Origin of the sequence: Pseudomonas sp. RL_5y_Pfl2_73 (genome assembly GCF_963970515.1) — a bacterium.
In the GTDB taxonomy this organism is placed as follows: domain Bacteria; phylum Pseudomonadota; class Gammaproteobacteria; order Pseudomonadales; family Pseudomonadaceae; genus Aquipseudomonas.
Map to the genome: position 1 here is coordinate 12,680 of NZ_CAXAPD010000037.1, position 18,680 is coordinate 31,359.

Genomic DNA, 18,680 nt, shown 5'->3' on the forward strand with positions numbered 1-18,680 from the left:
GCGTGGGAATGCATCCCGTGACGCTCTGCGTCACCCTCCAGAAGCGGAACGCGGAGCGTCCCTGGCGGCATTCCCACGCGGAGCGTGAGGAACGATCTTCACAGCCCCCACGACCCGATCGTACCCACGCAGCAGCGCGGGAACGATCGACCGCTTTCGCAAGCAAGCTGACATACCCACTTGCCAAACCTGATGACCGGAAGCTACTGTCAGCACCATGAACCTGCCACAGATCGCCTCGACCACCACAACCACGACCGCCAAGGCGGGTCGTGAGGTGTCGTGAGCCAATAACACACGTATCTCAAAGGCCCGCCAGCGATGGTAAGGGCCTTTTCTTTTGCCCTTGCGTCGCTGGCCCACACGCAAGGAAAGCACCATGCACGCGCTGTTGATTCTCGATATGCAAGTTGGGTTGTTTCACGGCCCGGATAAACCCTGGGCCGACGAAGCGCTGCTGGAGACGTTGAATGGCTTGCTGCTCAAGGCCCGGGCGGCTGGGGCACCGATTTTCCTGGTTCGCCACGTCGGCCCGCCTGGCTCGCCCATCGAACCTGCAAGCCCGCTGACGCAACTGGTGCGGGAACTGCAGTTGGAGGGTGATGAAGTCATCTTCGAAAAAAGCCGCCCCAACGCCTTCATCCAGACGGGCCTGGCGGAGCGGTTAAAGGCTTGCGATGCTGAAGGCCTGGTCATCACCGGTATGAAAACCCAGTATTGTGTCGACAGCACCTGCCGAGCCGCCCGGGACCTGGGGTTCGACGCGGTCCTGATCGCCGACGGTCATACCTGTTCCGACACGCCTGAATTGAAGGCAGAAATGATCGTCGCCCATCACAACGCAACCCTGGCAGGCGCCTTCTGTCGTGTCGTTCGCGCTAAGGATTGGTGCTTCTAAACTCCATCAGAAGATCGGCTCACGGTGAGCCGGTCTTGCTCAACAAGCGGAGCTCACAGCATGGACCCGTTGCAACCCTCGCAATGCGCAAACATGGAGGACATTCGACGCGAAATCGATGCCCTCGACCAGGCGGTCATCACGCTGCTGGGCAAGCGTTTTCAATACGTGCTCGCGGCCTCGAAGTTCAAGACATCCGCAGCTTCGGTGCAGGCGCCGGCGCGTTTCAAGGCCATGCTGGCGACACGACGCGCATGGGCCGAGGCCGAAGGCTTGAGCGCCGATGCCATCGAAAAGATGTACAGCGACCTGGTGCATTACTTCATTGCCGAAGAAATGAAACACTGGACGGCCCAGCAATCCGACACCTGATCGTCACTTCCCCGTGGCGTTGCGAAGCAGCTTCAAACCAGCTACCCCGCTTCGCCAAACACACCGCATGCACTGCTTTATAGCCTTACCGCGTGGACACAGCGCTCGGCCGTACCTCGGTGCTTACAGCGTCTCGGAAACTTTCTTGAACACCTCCTCAGGCACCCACCCCTTCCAATCGGCAGTATGGTTACGCAAGTAATAACGCGCCGTTTGCTCAGGGGTTTCTTTGTTGGAGACCATTCGTGTTGCCAGCGTCCGAATGGTGTCGGTTCCAACGAACATCGACTTCAAGAAAGGGATGACAGCCTGATGCTCTTTGGCGAATTTAGCGGACGTATATTTGTTGAGGGCGATATCTGCGTATGCGCACGCTTGTCGACTCCCGACGCCCTCCTTGAACCGGGCAAGGCTATCCTTGACGGCCTCCCAGCAGGCTTCGCTGTAGGCGGGTTCCTCAAGGCGTGTAAGGGCCAGTTCACCCATCAGAGGGCTAGGGTCCCAGTAATAGGTCATGAAGGGCTGGCCCTTATCGTAAGCTGAAATAATCGCGGCGTTGAGCGCTGACTCAGACTTGAGTTCCACTGGCGTAAAAGAGCGATCCACCCCGTAAGTGGCCATTTTAATCAGGTTGATTTCCCGACACGCCCAGCTACTGATGCAGTTTAACCAAGTGGCCTTGCCTGACCCCGATGCGCGCTTGAATACCTCAGCATACTTGGGAAGGTCTTCGACACGTTTCAGATCAGGGGTCATGGGTTTGATTCCGCGCTTGGCATCGCCCTTGATCATGTAGGTGGGCACGTAGAATGCTTGCGTGAGACGCTCATAAGTGGGACCGAAATCGAGGATGGCTTTTTTTGCCCTCTGATCCTCGACCCACTGAGGCATCAGTGACGTAAACATCTCCATATTGATATCGATGTCGCCCGTTTCCATCGCTTTTTGCATTTGCGCAATATCAAGGCTTACCGACTCTACGTTCATACCGTATCCATGCTTGAGGATGTACATGGCGATATGATTGTCGATCTGGATGTTCTCCCAGCCGCCGTCGTAGAACCGGATCGAGCGAGCGTCAGATGACGCGAAAGCCAAGTGAGCGGTCAGGCTCAGCACGAAGCACAGTGCAGTACGTACGAAAAATGAAGGCATTTGAACTCTCCTATTGATGGACGGTTTCTGCTGAGCGGCTGATTGTTGAATGGGGGGAACTGGCGAGGGTTTCCACCACGATACTGGCTATCAGGTCGCGCTGCCCTTCCACGAAGTAATGGTCCCCCGCACAGAACACCGACTTGAACGCATGAGTCGTATGCTCACGCCAGCCGGTGATGTGCACCCCCGTGGCGTAAGGGTCGATACGCCCTCCAATCGAGGTAATGGGGACCTCAAGACGGGGGCTGGCCTCATACAGATAGGTGTTATTTATTTCATAGTCAGCCTTGATGATGGGAAGCATCAAGTCACGCATTTCAGCGTCATCGAACAGTGCTTGATTGTTGGCAAAATTCATTTCCTTGAGCATTGCAATGAGCTCGCCGTCATCGCTCACCGCGGGCTCACGATCCGACTCGTAATTGAACTGCAGTACATCGGAAGCGAATTGATGCTCGTTGTAAAAGTGCGGTGCCCGACTCCCTGCGAAAATCAAATGTGTCGGATGCAGGTTATGTACATGGACCAGGCGTTGAGCCACCTCGAATGCCTGTACGCCGCCCAAGCACAAACCAAAGAATGCGAACGGCCGGTCTAGGTAGGGGATCAGATCAGGTGTCAGTTTTGTCACCAGCTCTTCCATGCGGGTGTACGATTTTTCCCTCAGCCGTGCATTACGACCGGGCAGTTGCAGTAAGCAAAGCTCGATATGATTGGGCAACCGACCCGCCCAATCCTTGAATACCGCGGGCCCGCCGCCTGCATAGGGAAAGCAAAACAAGCGAAGCGTTGCTTCTGGTCTAGGCATCGGAATAACCACGCAGTCTGGCGTCTGCACTTCCTGCCGCTCAGGAGGGCTACTGCCTGCTCGCTCGGTTGGGTCGCCTTGACGGACCGCCTCAAGCTGCTCAAGTACGAAGTCGTTGATGTCGCTGAGGGTGGCACCGACGATAAGCCTGTCCAGGGGAAAGTTAATACCGAGTTTTTTTAGACTGTTGCGAAATTCAACGGTCATCAACGAATCAAAACCCATCATTGTGAGCGACTTGTCCACTGGACTTGCGTCGGCATCGAGATTGCCTGCAACCCGGGCCGCAACGGACATCAACTTGCTCCGGATGAAGGCCTGCCGTTGTTCGCCATCGAGCAACAACACAGCCTCGAGAAAGGGGACGGTGTCGCGTTCCACGATTGTTTTGCCCGCTGAGTGTTGCGCTTCAATAAGCGATAGGTACGGCCAGTCGCTGGATTGTAAATGCGCCTTATAGGGCGCCCAGTCGATCGGTGCGATACCGACGACACCTTGTGCCCCCAGGTTGTCCCACAACTTCTGCAGGCCGACTTTCGCAGTCATGTAATTGATGCCTAACGTCGACAAACGCTTCTTGAACACCTTATCGACCCGGCTGGCCATGCCTTCGGATGACCAAGGTCCCCACGCGATGCTTAAACCAGGTAACCCCGAACTGACGCGGTTTTCCATGATGGCGTCCATCGCACTGTTGGCCGCAACATAGTTCGCCTGCCCCTTGAACCCCAACGACGCACTAATTGACGAGAAACCTACGAAAAAGTCCAGCGACTGGGCGCGGGTGACATGGTCCAGCACCTGGGTGCCCTGCAGCTTCGGCGACAAGACATGCCTGAGAGAGGTTGTGCTCAATTTCGAGAGGACCGCATCTTCAACAGTCCCCGCCAACTGCAGCACACCCCGTAACGGCCATTGCAGAGCACCTATGTACGACATCAGCGGCTCAACAGCCTCACGGGATGCGATATCCATAATGAGGTAGTCGATATCCACCCCCTGACGTCTAAACGTTTCCAACACGGTCGAGCCAGTCGCTTCCAGCGATTTGCGTCCGACCACCGCCAAATGACGGGCCCCCTTTTCCACTAACCATGCAAGGACCTCGCGCCCTAGCCCACCCAACCCACCAACGACCAAATAGGTCGCATCCGGACTTAGCGCCACAGGCCTCGATTTAGCTGGCGACACGTCTATGAGTCGAGGCACATGCACGCTGGAATGACGGATAGCGAATTGATCTTCCTGCCCATTTGCAAGAATCAATTGCGAGGCTAGAAACAGATCGGCACCGACCTCCTCGATGCTCGGTGGCAAGTCTATGAAACCGCCCCAAACAGCCGGTTCTTCCTGGGCGATCACTTTGGACAGTCCCCAAAGTGTGGCTTGCGAAACGTTGATCGACGAAGCAGCGGAACGCACGTTTACCGCTGCGCGCGTCACGATCCAGAGCCTGGCGGCCTCTGATCTGGAGCTGGCCGCCAGCGCTTGCAACGTAGCCAACACGCTGTAGAGACCGGCATTCAGGGCACCAAAGTCTTCGCTACCTAAAGGAGGGTTGTCTGCAGAACGTTGCTCGGTCCCTCCGAGGTGGATAACGCCTCTGAGCGGGTTCCGCGCTGATATGAGCAGCGTTCGGAACACCTCGTGGATATCGGAGGGGGAGTCGGACCTGATGTGCCAGATATTGGCGCTGATCCGACGGCAATCGGCCGCGAATATAACGCGAACCAACTGTTCATCACCAATTGACAGGCCGTTCTGGATACCCTGGACGAGTTCGCTCGTCCCTCCAATGAACAGCCAGACCCCGGTGACGTTCTGATCGTCATGGGTTACTTGCGCTTTGATGGGTTGCTGCACCCAGTCCACAGCCGTCATCCACTGAGGCTTTGCCGAAACGCCGGGGCCTTTCCAATGGGGAACCCGCTGAAATGGATAGCTTGGCGTGTCTATGCGTGTCGCCGTCGAGCCCTCTAAAAGGACCTCCCAGTCAAGTTCAATCCCGGCCTCGAACAAGTGCCCCGCGCTTTCGAGCATTTGTTCGCGATCAGCGACCTTGCTGTTCAGGCTCGTTATCCACCTGGTCTGGTCGGCGTCATCAGGTTGCAGGCATGCCGCGCCAATCGTCGACAACACCGCCTTTGGCCCGATCTCCAGAAAAGTGCGGCCACCTTTTTTGAATGCGCCCCGGATGCAGTCCATGAAACGTACCGGCTGGCGAATATGGTCAAGCCAATGCTCCGACGTCATCAGGCGCTCTTGGGTTATCTCCCCGCTGACGTTGCTGATCAGTGGATAGCGGGGTGCCGACATTCTGATGCGCCCCAGAACGCCAGCAAAGGGCTTGAGTATCGGTTCCATCAGTTCGGAATGAAACGCATGGGAGACATTCAGGCGCGTGTACTTGGTCCCCAGCATATCGAGCACCGGGTAGAGCCTGCTCAACTCGCTCAGGGCGCCGGAAACCACCACGTTGCCCGGGGCGTTGACGGCGGCGATGCTCAGATCAATGGCATGCTGAGCCAGCAACTTGCTCACCTCGTCGTGGTTCAACGAGACGGCTGACATTCCGCCATCCAGGGGGAGCGACTGCATGAGGCGCCCACGTTCGGCGACCAGGGCCATACCGTCTTCAAGACTGAACACACCCGCCACACAAGCTGCCGAAAACTCACCGAGACTGTGCCCAAGCACAATATCGGGGACAACGCCAAAGCTCAGCCAAACCTGAGCAAGGGAATACTCCAACGCAAACAAGGCAGGTTGCGCATAGCGTGTCTGATCTATAAGCCCAGCTTCATCGCCTGGTGCAGGAAAAAGGATCGTGCGCAGGGATATTCCCATGCAGGTTTGCGCAATCGCATCGCAACGATCAATCGCAGCTCGAAACACCTCGTTATGCGGGTAGAGATCTTTGCCCATGCCTGGAAACTGGGCACCTTGCCCCGTGAACACGAACACCAGCCCGGTCTCCTTGGCAGGGTCGACCCAGTGAATATCGTTGTCTTCTTGTTGGAGTTTTGTCAGAAGGGTTTCTGACCCTCGAGCCGACACGGTGTATCGAAAAGGGAATTCTGCCCGTCCGGCACGGGCGCTGTAACAGATATCACGCAGCGACGACACAGTCGGGCGTTCGAGCAATTCGCGGTACTGGTCGATGAGGTCTGCCAGGGCGCCACGATCCTTGGCGCAAAGAGCCAGCAGGTAGGGGCCGCCGGACTCGTTCAGCGAAGGCGCCGACGTCAGGGGGGCCTGCTCAAGAACAACATGGGCATTCGTACCGCCCACCCCAAAGGAGCTGACGCCTGCGCGGCGGGGTGAATCGGTGGTCGGCCATGGAAGGGTTTTGGTGCTGATAAAGAACGGACTGCCGTCCAGATGGATGTCTTTATTGGCGCTCTTGAAGTGCAGCGTGGCGGGAATTGTCCGGTGCTTGAGAGCCAACACCGTCTTGATAAAACCCGCCACGCCAGCGGCTGCGATGAGATGGCCGATGTTGGTTTTCACCGAACCCAATGCACAGGTGTTTGCCTTGGCGCCGTGCTGTGTAAACACATCCATCAGCGCTTTGAACTCAATCGGATCGCCTAATGGGGTGCCTGTACCATGGGCCTCTACAAAGTCGAGAGTCGCGGCGCTCACCTGCGCATTCTCAAGTGCCCGTTCAATGACTTGGGCTTGTCCTCGGGAGCTGGGGGCGGCGAAGCTGACTTTGTTGGAACCGTCGTTATTGATGGCCGATCCCTTAATGACAGCCTGAATGGGATCGCCCGCTTCCAGTGCATCGCTAAGCCTCTTGAGAGTGACCAGTGCGGCGCCACTTCCAAAAACCGTGCCCCGGGCGGCGGAATCGAACGCCCGACAGTGCCCATCTGGCGATTGGATCATCCCCTCTTGGTAGACATAACCCAAGGCATGGGGCACCAGAACGGTCACGCCCCCGGCCAATGCAACATCACACTCGCCCAGGAGCAGGCTTTGGCACGCCATATGAATCGAGACCAACGAAGTCGAGCACGCCGTCTGGATGTTTAGACCGGGACCACGCAACCCCAACTTATAAGCAATCCGCGTCGACAGATAATCCTTATCGTTACCCAACAAACTCATGAAACCGGCACTGCTGTCCAAAAAGCCGGTTTCGCAGGCGTCCTTCTCCCCCATAACATTGGTGTGAAGGTAACCGTTGTGACCTGCGCCAGCGAACACGCCAATGTTCAATGCCTCACGGTCCTTACTCAATCCCGCGGCGTCCAACGCCTCCCAGGCACACTCAAGTAACAGTCGATGCTGGGGGTCGGTAATCGCTGCCTCGCGTGCTGTCATTTCGAAAAAACCAGCGTCGAACCGATCGACATTATTCAGACGGGCCGTCATGGCAACGTAGTCTTCCCGATTAGCCCGTTCAGCCGGAACACCAGCTTCCAGCAAAGAGCCCAGAGAAACAGCCTCAATGGACTCGTGACCCGATGTTAAGTTTTCCCAGAATTGCTCGATGGAGTCGGCGCCCGGGAATCGGCAAGCCATGGAAATAACGGCAATCTCATTTCCGTGATATCTGATCTCGCTCATCCTGTTCTCTCCCAAATTGATGGTGACTTAGCCACGCGGCGCCTATAGCTGCTTCTGGCGTTTACGAGCCGCTGATTTAATGGCTGCGTTCCTGCGGCTCGTACTGGAAGAAGGGGTCAACTTCGAGGACGAGGCGTCATCCAATCCCAGTTTTCGGCTAATCAAACGCGTTTGGGCATCGATGCAGTTGTCTTCAAAAAGCTCAGTGACCTGAAGCTTCAAGCCAAAGGCATCGTTCAACGTCCTGGTCAGGTTTACGATGAGCAGAGAGGAGCCTCCCTGGGCAAAAAAACTCCGCATGGGATGTACCGAAGGGGTCATCAGGATGTCGGACCATACTCGCGTCAGGCGTTGTTTTACCGACAACGATGGATCGTCTGCGTGCGATGGCCTGGGTTGGACCTGAGGTGCTAACCGCTCGAGTGCTGCGACATCCAGCTTTCCGTTGAACGTGAGCGGAAAGTGCTCCAGGAAAACAAAATGGGCGGGAATCATGTACGAGGGAAGATGGGTTCGGAGGGAATCTTTGAGTTTCTCGATGACATCTTGCCGGCTAGCAAGGTCATCGACTTCCCTGACAAAGGCTTGCTCAGCCCGCTCGCCACCCACGCTAGGGCGAGGCTCAAACGTGGGATCCAGGCTGTTATGCGGCCCCACGAATACGTCCATCGTTCCCGCGGGGAGACTCTCGTTCCAGCGCACCCTGGCTTGACGATGGCGGTCGGCGGCCCAGCGGCGAATGTATTCAGGGTCGCAAGCTTCGTCTGGGATGTTTGAGGGAGCGCTTCTGGAAAGCTGGAGGTCCAGGCTGATTCTAGCGTTTGGAACACCTGTCAGCACAAACGCCGAAGGGGCGGATGCCAACCATTGACTCAGGTCTTGCTCGTGCAGACGCTCATGTTGATACGAGTAGCGTGTCACCGGTTTTAAGATCGTTCGCTCATCCGTGTCGAGCCTTATGATGACGTCGTAACGATAACGAGTCATTTCATCGCTACCTTGTCCTGCTCGCAACTCGGTCTCTACGTTGACGATTCGCTCAAGCGTGTAGGCCACTTGCTTGATTTGCAAAGGATCGAGCCACAACTCCCCTTCTCCGATCACCGGGAGTGCACGCTGTAACTTTTTGCGGGTACGACTCGCGGCAGCGGACAAGACGTGTTTCAGGGATTCGTAGGGCACATCACCGATCACAATCACGCCGCCGTCTTTGCACAACGCGGATGCTTTCTGAAGTACATCGACAAGGTAATCAATGCCTGGGAAGTACTGAATGACGGAGTTCAGAAGTACCACGTCGAAAGGTGCCTCACCCAGCGCATCAAGCTCATGGGCCGCCATTTTAACCAGCACGAATGCGGCTGCATTGCTACCGCCCGCCTCCAGCCGTCGTCGCGCGGACTCAATCGCCGCTTCAGAAGCATCGCAGCCCACATAACGCCGGACGCCTCTTTCCAGCAGTGCGGCTCCAGTCATCCCGATACCGCAGCCTACATCCAGTACTGATTGGTCTGAGAAAGCCAGAACACGAGAAGCTGTCGCCTGCACCCATTCACGCAGATCGCTGTCCGGGATCAACTCGCCGGAAAAACTTGAGGTGTAACCACTTTCGGCACTGGCGATCTCATTTTTCTGCGCCGACAGATAAGCCGCCTCCCACACGTCAAGCCAGACCCCGGCATCCGCATCGCGTTGCTGCCCCAACACACTGCCATCCAGCACGACATAGGCGGCCAGCCTGTGGTCATCATGAGCGTGCTCCACCAGGGTGACGACCGATTGACTGACGAGGCCGGACTTATCAAGGGCGGCCTCGACCTCGCCCGGCTCGATACGGTAACCGTTCAACTTCAGTTGTCGGTCTTTACGTCCGATGAAAACCAGGGAGTTATCGGGCTGCCGGCGAACCCGATCGCCGGTGTAGTAAGCCACTGAAGTGCCGCTCTTTGCTTCAGTTGTCTGAAATTTTTCCGCCGTCAGATCGTCCCGATTGAAATAACCGGCACTGACCCCAGGCCCCTCAATCACCAATTCGGACTCTAAGGGGTCATCTGACGGACACAATCGAAAGTGAGTGCCAGGCAATGGCTGGCCTATGGGAATACTTGTGGCAGAGCCGGTAAAATCGTCGGCCTGTAATCTGTGACAGAAAGACCAAATCGTTGTTTCTGTCGGCCCATAAAGGTTCCATGCCGCCCGCGCCGACTGAAAGATTTTCTTACCCAGCTCGACGGGCAATGTTTCACCGCCACACAGCGCTCCGACGGCGCAGGTGCGGGGCCACCCTGCTGCTATCAGCAGTCTCCAGGTGGCTGGGGTGGCTTGAAGCAGCGCACGGTCGCATTGATCAAGTAATGTCGCGATCGCCTGTCCATCCCTGGCCTGTTGCTCACTGGCCAAGTACAGCGTTCCACCTTGAGCCAAGGGCAGAAAAAACTCCAGGATGGAAATATCAAAGCCGTAGGTCGTCGTGGAAACCAGCGCGCCCCATGCCGAAAAATTGATCACCTCATTCATCGCAGATAAAAAATAGGCAAGATTTTGCCGACGGACCATCACGCCCTTTGGGAGACCCGTTGAGCCTGACGTGAACAACATATAGGCAAGCGAAGCATCATCGACCACGGGGTCAAAGGGCAGCGTCGAATCGCTCCAATCGACGTCCTCAATATCTAAAAAAGCGCCCACCGGCCATCGTGAAAGATCAACCGATTGAGATTTAATCACGACATCGAGGTTGGCGAGCGTGGCGATAAGCTCATTACGCTGTAACGGCGAATCCGGGGGGAGCGGAACAAAGATTGCCCCTATCGACAGGACCGCTGTCAGCGCGACGATCAGATCAGGTTCCCTGGGCAAGTAGATCCCAATCTTGCTCCCCAATCCAAAGCCTTCGCAGACAAGGTGCTTGGCGAGCGCCTTTCTTCGGCTTGAAAGTTCAGCGTAGGCAATCGGCTGTCCTCGAGACATTATTGCTATTCTCTCGGGGTACTGATTCGCCCATGTATCGATTCTAGCAACAAGGTCCAGTGGAACGGATGAGTAATTGATGGGGTGTATTGACAGCTGCATCATTCCAAGAACTCCTTCTACCGCAATCGGTACATAGAACTTAAATGGGTTATGCATGCAGTACCAAATGACCAGCCGATGCATTCAGCACAGCAATATTAGTCATTCTTTAAAGCGAGTAGTGGCAACAGGATAAGTTTCGATTATTTGTAACTTAGTAAAAAGACACCAACCAGAACGGTACCTATTCCAACCTTCTGCACCACCGTCGTTATCTCTCTGTAGATCGCGATAGCTAACAACACAGTAACACCGGAGTACACCGAGCTGATAGGCGTCACTAACGACAGATCCCCCATCTTGGAGGCGAATATATAAAACACCCAGCCTGCATTGACCAATAAAGAGTGCGCAAAGAAAATCCACCCGCGACGCCGAGTCACGTCTCCTTTTTCCAGCTTGCCGTTCCTGATCAGTGCCAATGAAGCAAAAAGAACAGCCTGAGTTAATGCCGAATAAAAGAAAGCATTCGTGACATCAAGTGTCTTTGCGGAAAAACCAAGGATAAAAAAGGCCACGCCAAAGCCGGCCATGGCCAAGATGGCCTGGAGGAATCCTTGCGAGCCGCCACGCAGTGACCGGAAGATATTGCCGGATGTCATGACAATGCCAATAAAAATAATGGACACGGCAATCCAGGCAGCCGGGGCTAACCTTTCTTGTAGGAAAATGATGGAGAAAAAGATAGTAACCAAGCTATAGGTAGAAGCAATCGGAGAAACCAAGGACAAGTTTCCGACTTCACACCCTCGCATGTAGAAATAATAGCCGGATACATAGGCGGCAGAGCTGCAGGTGATGATCAACACGGCGTTGGCGTCGAACCTGAGCTGGTGTGAAATGATCAAATATGCCCCCAAGAGGGAGGCCACCACAAAGGTAAATATATTGCGAACCAGCATTGTTTTTGCGGTACCTAACTGACGAATCATCAGACTTTGAATAAAGTCTGAAACCCCCCAGCACAACATGACCATAAGTCCGCCAAAAACGCCGCTATCCATACTAAACAAACTCCATTTCCATCAGACTTGCTGTGTCAGCCACGCCTTGTATTCATCGATTGCAGTTTCGTCTCTTGAATAAAATGCCCATTTGCCAATTTTGTTCACACGCAAAAACCCTGCTTGCCTCAATAGATCCAAGTGCCGACTCACCGTTGGCTGGCTCATACCGAGTTTTTCAGTGATCAATGTTACGCACACACCGATCGCCGCGGGATCACCCGTAACTTGATGAGAGAAGTGCGCACGGGGCTCCTTAAGCCATTGAAGGATTAGGATTCGAGGTTCACCCGCAAACGCTTTGGATTGCTCTATGTATTTATCGTGTGGATTCATCCTAGCCTCATATAGCTAAATGTCAATGCGTTTTTTTGATCGATGCGAATCGTTCAAGGTCATCTTATAACTTTAATTTGAAAATTTCCGCTAGTACCTACGACCGTTGTTATATCGCCCAGCCAGTGATGACTTGCGTTAACACTCTGCACACCGGGACAGCTTGTAGCGTCTTCGAGCGTACCAACTGGCAAAGCGCTGCTGGACACGTTGAATGGTTTGCTGCTATGGCCCCTTGAGCGCCGATCCATCGAGAAGATGTACAGCGCCCCCTGATGCATCACTTCATTGCCGCACTGGACGGCGGAACAGCCCCGCAACGGAACCGCGGTCGGTAACTCCTCCCGTGTTCCGTAGGATCAGAAGTAATCACCGATAATGATTGTGCGCCTTTACCCACTGATATCCTCAGAAAACATCCAAAAGCCCATTAAGAGATCGGCCACGACAAAGGTAAATCAAAGCCTTGGTTGTGCTGCGCTGCACTTCGTTTCGCCAGCGTCAAGAATTCGAAATTTGACACTACAAAGCCATCACCTATCGTTCCTCCCTAGACCGCACCCAGGGACCGGGTGGCCGGACACCCTTTACCAGGGCGGTCGCCAACGTCATTACCCTCAAGGAGCAACAACATGTCTGGATCGACCCAAACCATTGATGTGCTCGTCAACGTTGACGCCGATTACCTGCTCGCCCACCCCAACGACGTAGGCGGTGCGATTTCCATGCTGGTGACCCGCGATGCCGTCGACAGCCATGCCAGCGGCAACACCGGCGAAGGCGGCAACGAGTTGTGGTTCGACGTACAGCCCGGCGACAACATCCGCTGGCGCGCCACCACACTGTCGCGCAACTTCGATCGCATCGCCTTGATCAAGGATGTCGAGAGCGGCGACCCTCACCAGGGCGGTGACTACAAGGGCACCATGTCGAAGCCGAACTCTTTCAACATCCCTGGTGTGGTGCCCTATCTGAACAAGGCTGCCCCCGGCGGCATTTCCAAAACGGATGTGATCTATACCATGTGGCAATCGACGGCTGAGAATCCGGGGAAACTCTGGTACACCATCACCTTCGTTTTGCTGGACCGTGACCTGAACCAGATTGGCCAGACCCACACGTGGGACCCCTACATCACCGTCAATAACCAATAACTGAAATGCACACAACCCCGGTCGGCTCCCTTCGTCGTTGACGAGGGCGCCGGCCGGGGCTGTGTGCAGGTTCAGCAGGACATCCGCTAAGCCGTTTCTTTGAACTCCGTTAACGCCGCCAACACCAACGGGTGCAGGACAGCATCAGGGTGTTTCGTTTGCCAGGCTGCCAAATCGCGGCACATGGCCGGCGTCCAAAAGCTCTTGATGTGCTGGCGAACACCATTCACCGCCAATGTGTGATCCGGCTCGCTGGCGAAATACTGAGCGATCTGGTTGGCCATCTTGATCAAGCTGTCAGAGCTCATCGACGCACCTCGGCTTTCTCGGCATGACGACGTTCCCTCAGCAAGCGTCCCTGTTCATCACTGAAGGCCTGATACCGCTTCTGCCATTCCGAAGGCTGGCTGACCCGCACGATCTCGACCGCCGTCACCTTGTATTCCGGGCAGTTGGTGGCCCAGTCGGAGTTGTCGGTGGTGATCACGTTGGCACCCGATTCAGGGAAGTGGAACGTGGTGTAGACCACGCCCGGTGCCACCCGCTCGGTCACCTTCGCGCGCAGCACCGTCTGCCCGGCACGACTGCCGATACCCACCCAATCTTCGTCGACAATCCCACGGTTCTCGGCATCGGTCGGATGGATTTCCAGGCGGTCCTCCTCGTGCCAGGCCACGTTGTCGGTACGCCGAGTCTGAGCGCCGACGTTGTACTGGCTGAGGATGCGCCCGGTGGTCAGCAGCAGTGGATAGCGGCTGTTGACCTTTTCCTCGGTGGGCACGTAGCCGGTGAGCATGAAGCGTCCCTTGCCGCGCACGAATTGGTCGATGTGCATGGTCGGGGTACCGTCCGGTGCTTCATCGTTGCAAGGCCATTGCAGGCTGCCGTGACGATCCAGTTCGGCGTAGCTGACGCGGGTGAAAGTCGGCGTCAGACGCGCGATTTCATCCATGATTTGCGAAGGATGGTTGTAATGCATCTTGTAGCCCAGGGCGTCAGCCAGGGCGATGGTGGCTTCCCAATCGGCCTTGCCGGCCAACGGGTCCATCACCTTGCGAACGCGGGAGATGCGGCGTTCGGCGTTGGTGAAGGTGCCGTCCTTCTCAAGGAACGAGCTGCCCGGCAGGAACACATGGGCGAACTTGGCCGTCTCGTTGAGGAAGATGTCCTGGACGATCACGCATTCCAAAGCAGACAGCGCGGCCGTCACATGCTGGGTGTTGGGGTCGCTTTGGGCGATGTCCTCGCCTTGGCAATAAAGCGCCTTGAAGGTGCCGTCCAGGGCCGCCTCGAACATGTTGGGAATACGCAGGCCCGGGTCGGGTTGCAGGGTGACGTTCCAAGCCTGCTCGAACTCGGCACGTACCACCTCGTTGGAAATGTGCCGATAGCCCGGCAACTCGTGGGGGAATGAGCCCATGTCGCAGGAACCCTGAACGTTGTTCTGTCCTCGCAGCGGGTTCACCCCGACACCTTCGCGACCGATGTTGCCGGTCGCCATGGCCAGGTTGGCGATGCCCATGACCGAGGTACTGCCTTGGCTGTGCTCGGTGACACCGAGGCCGTAGTAGATGGCCGCGTTGCCTCCGGTGGCGTAGAGCCGTGCGGCGGCGCGGATCTGCTCGGCAGGCACGCCACACACTGGGCCCAGGGCCTCGGGGGAATTTTCCGGCAGGCTGACGAAATCGCGCCAGCGAGCGAAGTCCGCCGCCTCGCAGCGTGCCTCGACAAAAGGCTGGTCAATCAAGCCTTCGGTGGCAATCACATGGCCCAACGCGTTGAGCATTGCCACGTTGGTGCCCGGACGCAGCTGCAAGTGCAGCTCGGCACGGGCGTGAGGCGAATCCACCAGGTCGATGCGCCGCGGGTCGATGACAATCAGCCGTGCACCCTGGCGCAAGCGGCGCTTGAGCTGGGAACCGAACACCGGGTGCGCGTCAGTGGGGTTGGCGCCCATCACCAGGATGACGTCGGCCTTCATCACCGAGTCGAAATTCTGAGTGCCGGCGGACTCGCCCAAGGTCTGCTTGAGGCCGTAACCGGTAGGTGAATGGCAAACACGGGCACAGGTGTCGACGTTGTTGTTGCCGAACGCGGTGCGCACCAGTTTCTGCACCAGATAGGTTTCTTCGTTGGTGCAGCGACTGGAGGTGATGCCGCCAATGGAGTCACGCCCGTACTTGAGCTGGATGCGGCGCAATTCGCTGGCGGCATAAGTGACCGCCTCATCCCAACTGACTTCCTGCCACGGGTCGTTGATGTGCTTGCGGATCATCGGCTTGGTGATGCGGTCCGGGTGCGTGGCGTAGCCCCAGGCGAAGCGGCCCTTGACGCAGGAGTGGCCGTGGTTGGCCTGGCCGTTCTTGTCCGGGACCATGCGCACCAGTTGTTCGCCTTTCATCTCGGCGCGGAACGAGCAACCCACACCGCAGTAGGCGCACGTGGTAATGACGCTTCGCTCCGGCTGGCCGATCTCCACGACGCTTTTGTCGATCAGGGTCGCTGTCGGGCACGCCTGCACGCAGGCGCCGCAGGACACGCACTCGGAATCGAGGAAGTTGTCACCGCCGGCCGCTTCCACCCGGGAATCGAAGCCGCGGCCGGTGATGGTCAGGGCGAAGGTGCCCTGGATTTCCTCGCAAGCACGCACGCAGCGATTGCAGACGATGCACTTGCTCGGGTCGTAATCGAAATACGGGTTGGAAACGTCCTTGGCCTCGGCCAGGTGGTTGGCGCCTTCGTAGCCGTAGCGCACTTCGCGCAGGCCCACCTGCCCCGCCACAGTCTGCAATTCGCAGTTGCCATTGGCCGAGCAGGTCAGGCAGTCCAGCGGGTGGTCGGAAATGTACAGCTCCATTACGTTGCGGCGCAGCGTGCCAAGCTTGGAGGTTTGCGTGCGAACCACCATGCCTTCGGTTACCGGCGTGGTGCAGGACGCCGGATAACCGCGCATGCCATCGATCTCCACCAGGCACATGCGGCAGGAGCCGAAGGCTTCCAGGCTGTCGGTGGCGCAGAGCTTGGGAATGGTGGTGCCGAGCAAGGCCGCGGCACGCATGACCGAGGTGCCAGAGGGGACGCTGATTTCGCGCCCGTCGATAGTCAGACTGATCTGCACGTCGCTTTCGCGCGCCGGGGTGCCCAGGTCGATATCGCTGCTGGGGTCGAAGATGTTGATCATTGGTCGGCCTCCGTGGTCGCCAGACCGAAGTCGGCGGGGAAATGCTTGAGGGCGCTGGCGACAGGGTAGGACGTCATCCCACCGAGGGCACAGAGCGAACCGTATTGCAGGGTGTCGCACAGATCCTGCAGCAGCAGGACCTGTTCCTGGCGAGCACCGGCTTCGGTGCTGGCGATCAAGCGATCCACCACTTCAACCCCGCGGGTGGAGCCGATCCGGCACGGCGTGCACTTGCCGCAGGATTCCTCGGCACAGAACTGCAAGGCGAACCGGGCCATTTGGGCCATGTCCAGGCTGTCGTCGGCAACCACCACGCCACCGTGGCCGAGCATCGCGCCCATGGCGGCGAACGCTTCGTAGTCCAGCGGCGCATCGAATTGCGAAGGCGGCACCCAGGCACCCAGCGGCCCGCCCACTTGCGCGGCCTTCAGCGGCCGACCGCTGGCTGTACCGCCGCCATAGCCTTCCACCAGTTCGCGCAGGCTCAGGCCGAAGGCCCGCTCCACCAAGCCACCCTGACGGACATTGCCGGCCAGTTGGAACGGCATCGTGCCCAGGGAGCGGCCCATGCCGAAGTCGCGATAGAACTGCGCGCCCTTCTCCAGGATGATCGGCACCGAGGCCAGGGTCACCACGTTGTGCACCAGGGTAGGCAGCCCGAACAGGCCTTGAATCGCTGGCAGTGGCGGTTTGGCGCGAACCGTGCCGCGCTTGCCCTCGAGGGATTCCAGCAATGCGGTTTCTTCGCCACAGATATAAGCGCCGCCCCCGACACGAACCTCGATGTCGAAGGCGCAATCGCTACCGCTCACGTTCGCGCCCAGATAACCGGCGTCACGAGCAATGCGCAGCGCTTCGTTCAGCGTACTGACGGCGGCCGGGTACTCCGAACGCACGTAGATGTAGCCCATCGTCGCGCCTACGGCGATGCCGGCAATGATCATGCCTTCGATTAGCAGGAAGGGGTCACCTTCCATCAGCATGCGGTCGGCGAAGGTGCCGGAGTCGCCTTCATCGGCGTTACACACCACATACTTCTGCGCCCCCGCGGCATCACGCACGGTGCGCCACTTGATGCCCGCGGGGAACGCCGCACCGCCCCGACCACGCAAGCCGGAATCCAGCACGCTGGCGACCACGTCCGTGCCCTCCATTTGGATGGACCGGGCCAGGCCCAGGAAGCCACCCTGGGCACGGTAGTCATCCAGGGACAACGGTTGCGTGATGCCGGCACGCGCGAACAGCAGGCGCTGCTGGCTCTTGAGATAGGGAATCTCCTCCACCGGCCCCAGGGCCAGTGGATGGCTGCCGGGATCGCCTGCCAGCGCATCCAGCAGGCTCGGCACATCGGCCGGTGTGACAGGGCCAAAGCCCAGCCGGACGCCGGCGCTTTCAAGCTCCACCAGCGGCTCCAACCAATAGAGGCCACGGGAACTGGTGCGCAACACCGTCAACGGCAGTTGTCGACGCTCAGCCTCACGGGCCAACGCATCGGCCACCTTGTCCGCGCCCACGGCACGGGCTACCGAATCCTGGGGGATACAGAGCGTCAGCATGCGCCCTCCTCCATACAGTCATTGACCAACTGACGCAGACGCTCGGGCGTGATCCGCGCATGCAGCTCCCCGTCCAGTTCCAGGGCCGGCGAGCAAACACAGGCCCCCAGGCAATAGACCGGCCGCAGGCTGATGCTGCCATCGGCACTGGTGCCGTGATCGTCCAGCGCCAATTGCTCGCGCAACTGCGCAGCCAGGGTATCGGCGCCCATGCTCTTGCAGGACTCCGCCCGGCACAGACGCAGGGTATGGCGCGCTGGCGGCGTGGTACGGAAATCGTGGTAGAAGCTGATGACCCCGCGCACTTCAGCCTGGCTGAGGTTGAGGGCGTGGGCGATCTCCGGGACGGCGCTGTCGGGGACATACCCGCAGCCTGCCTGGATGGCATGCAGAATAGGCAACAGGGCACCAGGGGTGTCCTTTTCGCGCGCAAGCACGCTGTGGATCAACGGCAGGTGAAGCGTCTCATCGGGCATAAACGTACCTCGGCATCTCGAACGACACCGCCGCATAGCGGCAGCCGTCCGGAGTCTTGGCTGGGGCGTGCGGCCCACGTCACGGTAGCG

12 protein-coding genes are annotated in these 18,680 nt (G+C 57.8%); 3 read left to right on the forward strand and 9 right to left on the reverse strand.

Annotation, left to right across the window (positions count from 1 at the left end; genetic code table 11):
- Positions 1–379: 379 nt before the first annotated feature.
- Together AACY42_RS25265 and AACY42_RS25270 are read left to right on the forward strand one after the other, a co-directional pair.
- Complete coding sequence (locus AACY42_RS25265; RefSeq protein WP_339483062.1) at positions 380–898, forward strand: isochorismatase family protein; 519 nt, start codon at positions 380–382, stop codon at positions 896–898.
- 60 nt (positions 899–958) lie between these two features.
- On the forward strand, positions 959–1,270 hold the full coding sequence (locus AACY42_RS25270; protein WP_339483064.1) for an isochorismate lyase: 312 nt from the start codon (positions 959–961) through the stop codon (positions 1,268–1,270).
- 123 nt (positions 1,271–1,393) lie between these two features.
- On the opposite strand, the gene AACY42_RS25275 is transcribed toward AACY42_RS25270, so the two are convergent.
- The 5 genes from AACY42_RS25275 to AACY42_RS25295 form a co-directional block, all read right to left on the reverse strand.
- A complete protein-coding gene (locus tag AACY42_RS25275; protein WP_339483066.1) occupies positions 1,394–2,425 on the reverse strand; it encodes a glycine betaine ABC transporter substrate-binding protein in 1,032 nt (343 codons plus the stop codon).
- A gap of 10 nt (positions 2,426–2,435) precedes the next feature.
- Positions 2,436–7,811: an SDR family NAD(P)-dependent oxidoreductase gene (locus AACY42_RS25280; RefSeq protein WP_339483069.1), complete on the reverse strand. Its 5,376-nt coding sequence runs from the start codon at positions 7,809–7,811 to the stop codon at positions 2,436–2,438.
- A 42-nt stretch (positions 7,812–7,853) separates the two neighbouring features.
- The gene (locus AACY42_RS25285) at positions 7,854–10,886 is read right to left on the reverse strand and encodes an AMP-binding protein (RefSeq protein ID WP_339483070.1); all 3,033 of its coding nucleotides are present in this window, start codon (positions 10,884–10,886) and stop codon (positions 7,854–7,856) included.
- A 140-nt stretch (positions 10,887–11,026) separates the two neighbouring features.
- Positions 11,027–11,887, reverse strand: a complete 861-nt coding sequence (locus tag AACY42_RS25290; RefSeq protein ID WP_339483072.1) for a DMT family transporter — start codon at positions 11,885–11,887, stop codon at positions 11,027–11,029.
- Between the two features lie 21 nt (positions 11,888–11,908).
- On the reverse strand, positions 11,909–12,223 hold the full coding sequence (locus AACY42_RS25295; RefSeq protein WP_339483073.1) for an ArsR/SmtB family transcription factor: 315 nt from the start codon (positions 12,221–12,223) through the stop codon (positions 11,909–11,911).
- A gap of 632 nt (positions 12,224–12,855) precedes the next feature.
- Between AACY42_RS25295 and AACY42_RS25300 the strand changes: the two genes are divergently transcribed.
- Positions 12,856–13,377 carry an AidA/PixA family protein gene (locus AACY42_RS25300; RefSeq protein WP_339483075.1) on the forward strand — a complete coding sequence of 174 codons (522 nt, stop codon included), beginning with the start codon at positions 12,856–12,858 and terminating at the stop codon, positions 13,375–13,377.
- 86 nt (positions 13,378–13,463) lie between these two features.
- Here the strand turns inward: AACY42_RS25300 and AACY42_RS25305 are convergent, their stop codons facing one another.
- From AACY42_RS25305 to AACY42_RS25320, 4 genes are read right to left on the reverse strand one after another with little or no spacing between them, the layout of a single operon-like run.
- The gene (locus tag AACY42_RS25305; RefSeq protein WP_339483077.1) at positions 13,464–13,685 is read right to left on the reverse strand and encodes a formate dehydrogenase subunit delta; all 222 of its coding nucleotides are present in this window, start codon (positions 13,683–13,685) and stop codon (positions 13,464–13,466) included.
- A complete protein-coding gene (gene fdhF / locus AACY42_RS25310) occupies positions 13,682–16,558 on the reverse strand; it encodes a formate dehydrogenase subunit alpha (RefSeq protein ID WP_339483078.1) in 2,877 nt (958 codons plus the stop codon). The genes AACY42_RS25305 and fdhF overlap by 4 nt, the downstream gene beginning before the upstream one ends.
- Positions 16,555–18,114: a formate dehydrogenase beta subunit gene (locus AACY42_RS25315; protein WP_339483080.1), complete on the reverse strand. Its 1,560-nt coding sequence runs from the start codon at positions 18,112–18,114 to the stop codon at positions 16,555–16,557. Before AACY42_RS25315 ends, fdhF begins: the two co-directional genes overlap by 4 nt.
- The gene (locus tag AACY42_RS25320; RefSeq protein WP_339483081.1) at positions 18,108–18,590 is read right to left on the reverse strand and encodes a formate dehydrogenase subunit gamma; all 483 of its coding nucleotides are present in this window, start codon (positions 18,588–18,590) and stop codon (positions 18,108–18,110) included. The genes AACY42_RS25315 and AACY42_RS25320 overlap by 7 nt, the downstream gene beginning before the upstream one ends.
- Positions 18,591–18,680: the final 90 nt, after the last annotated feature.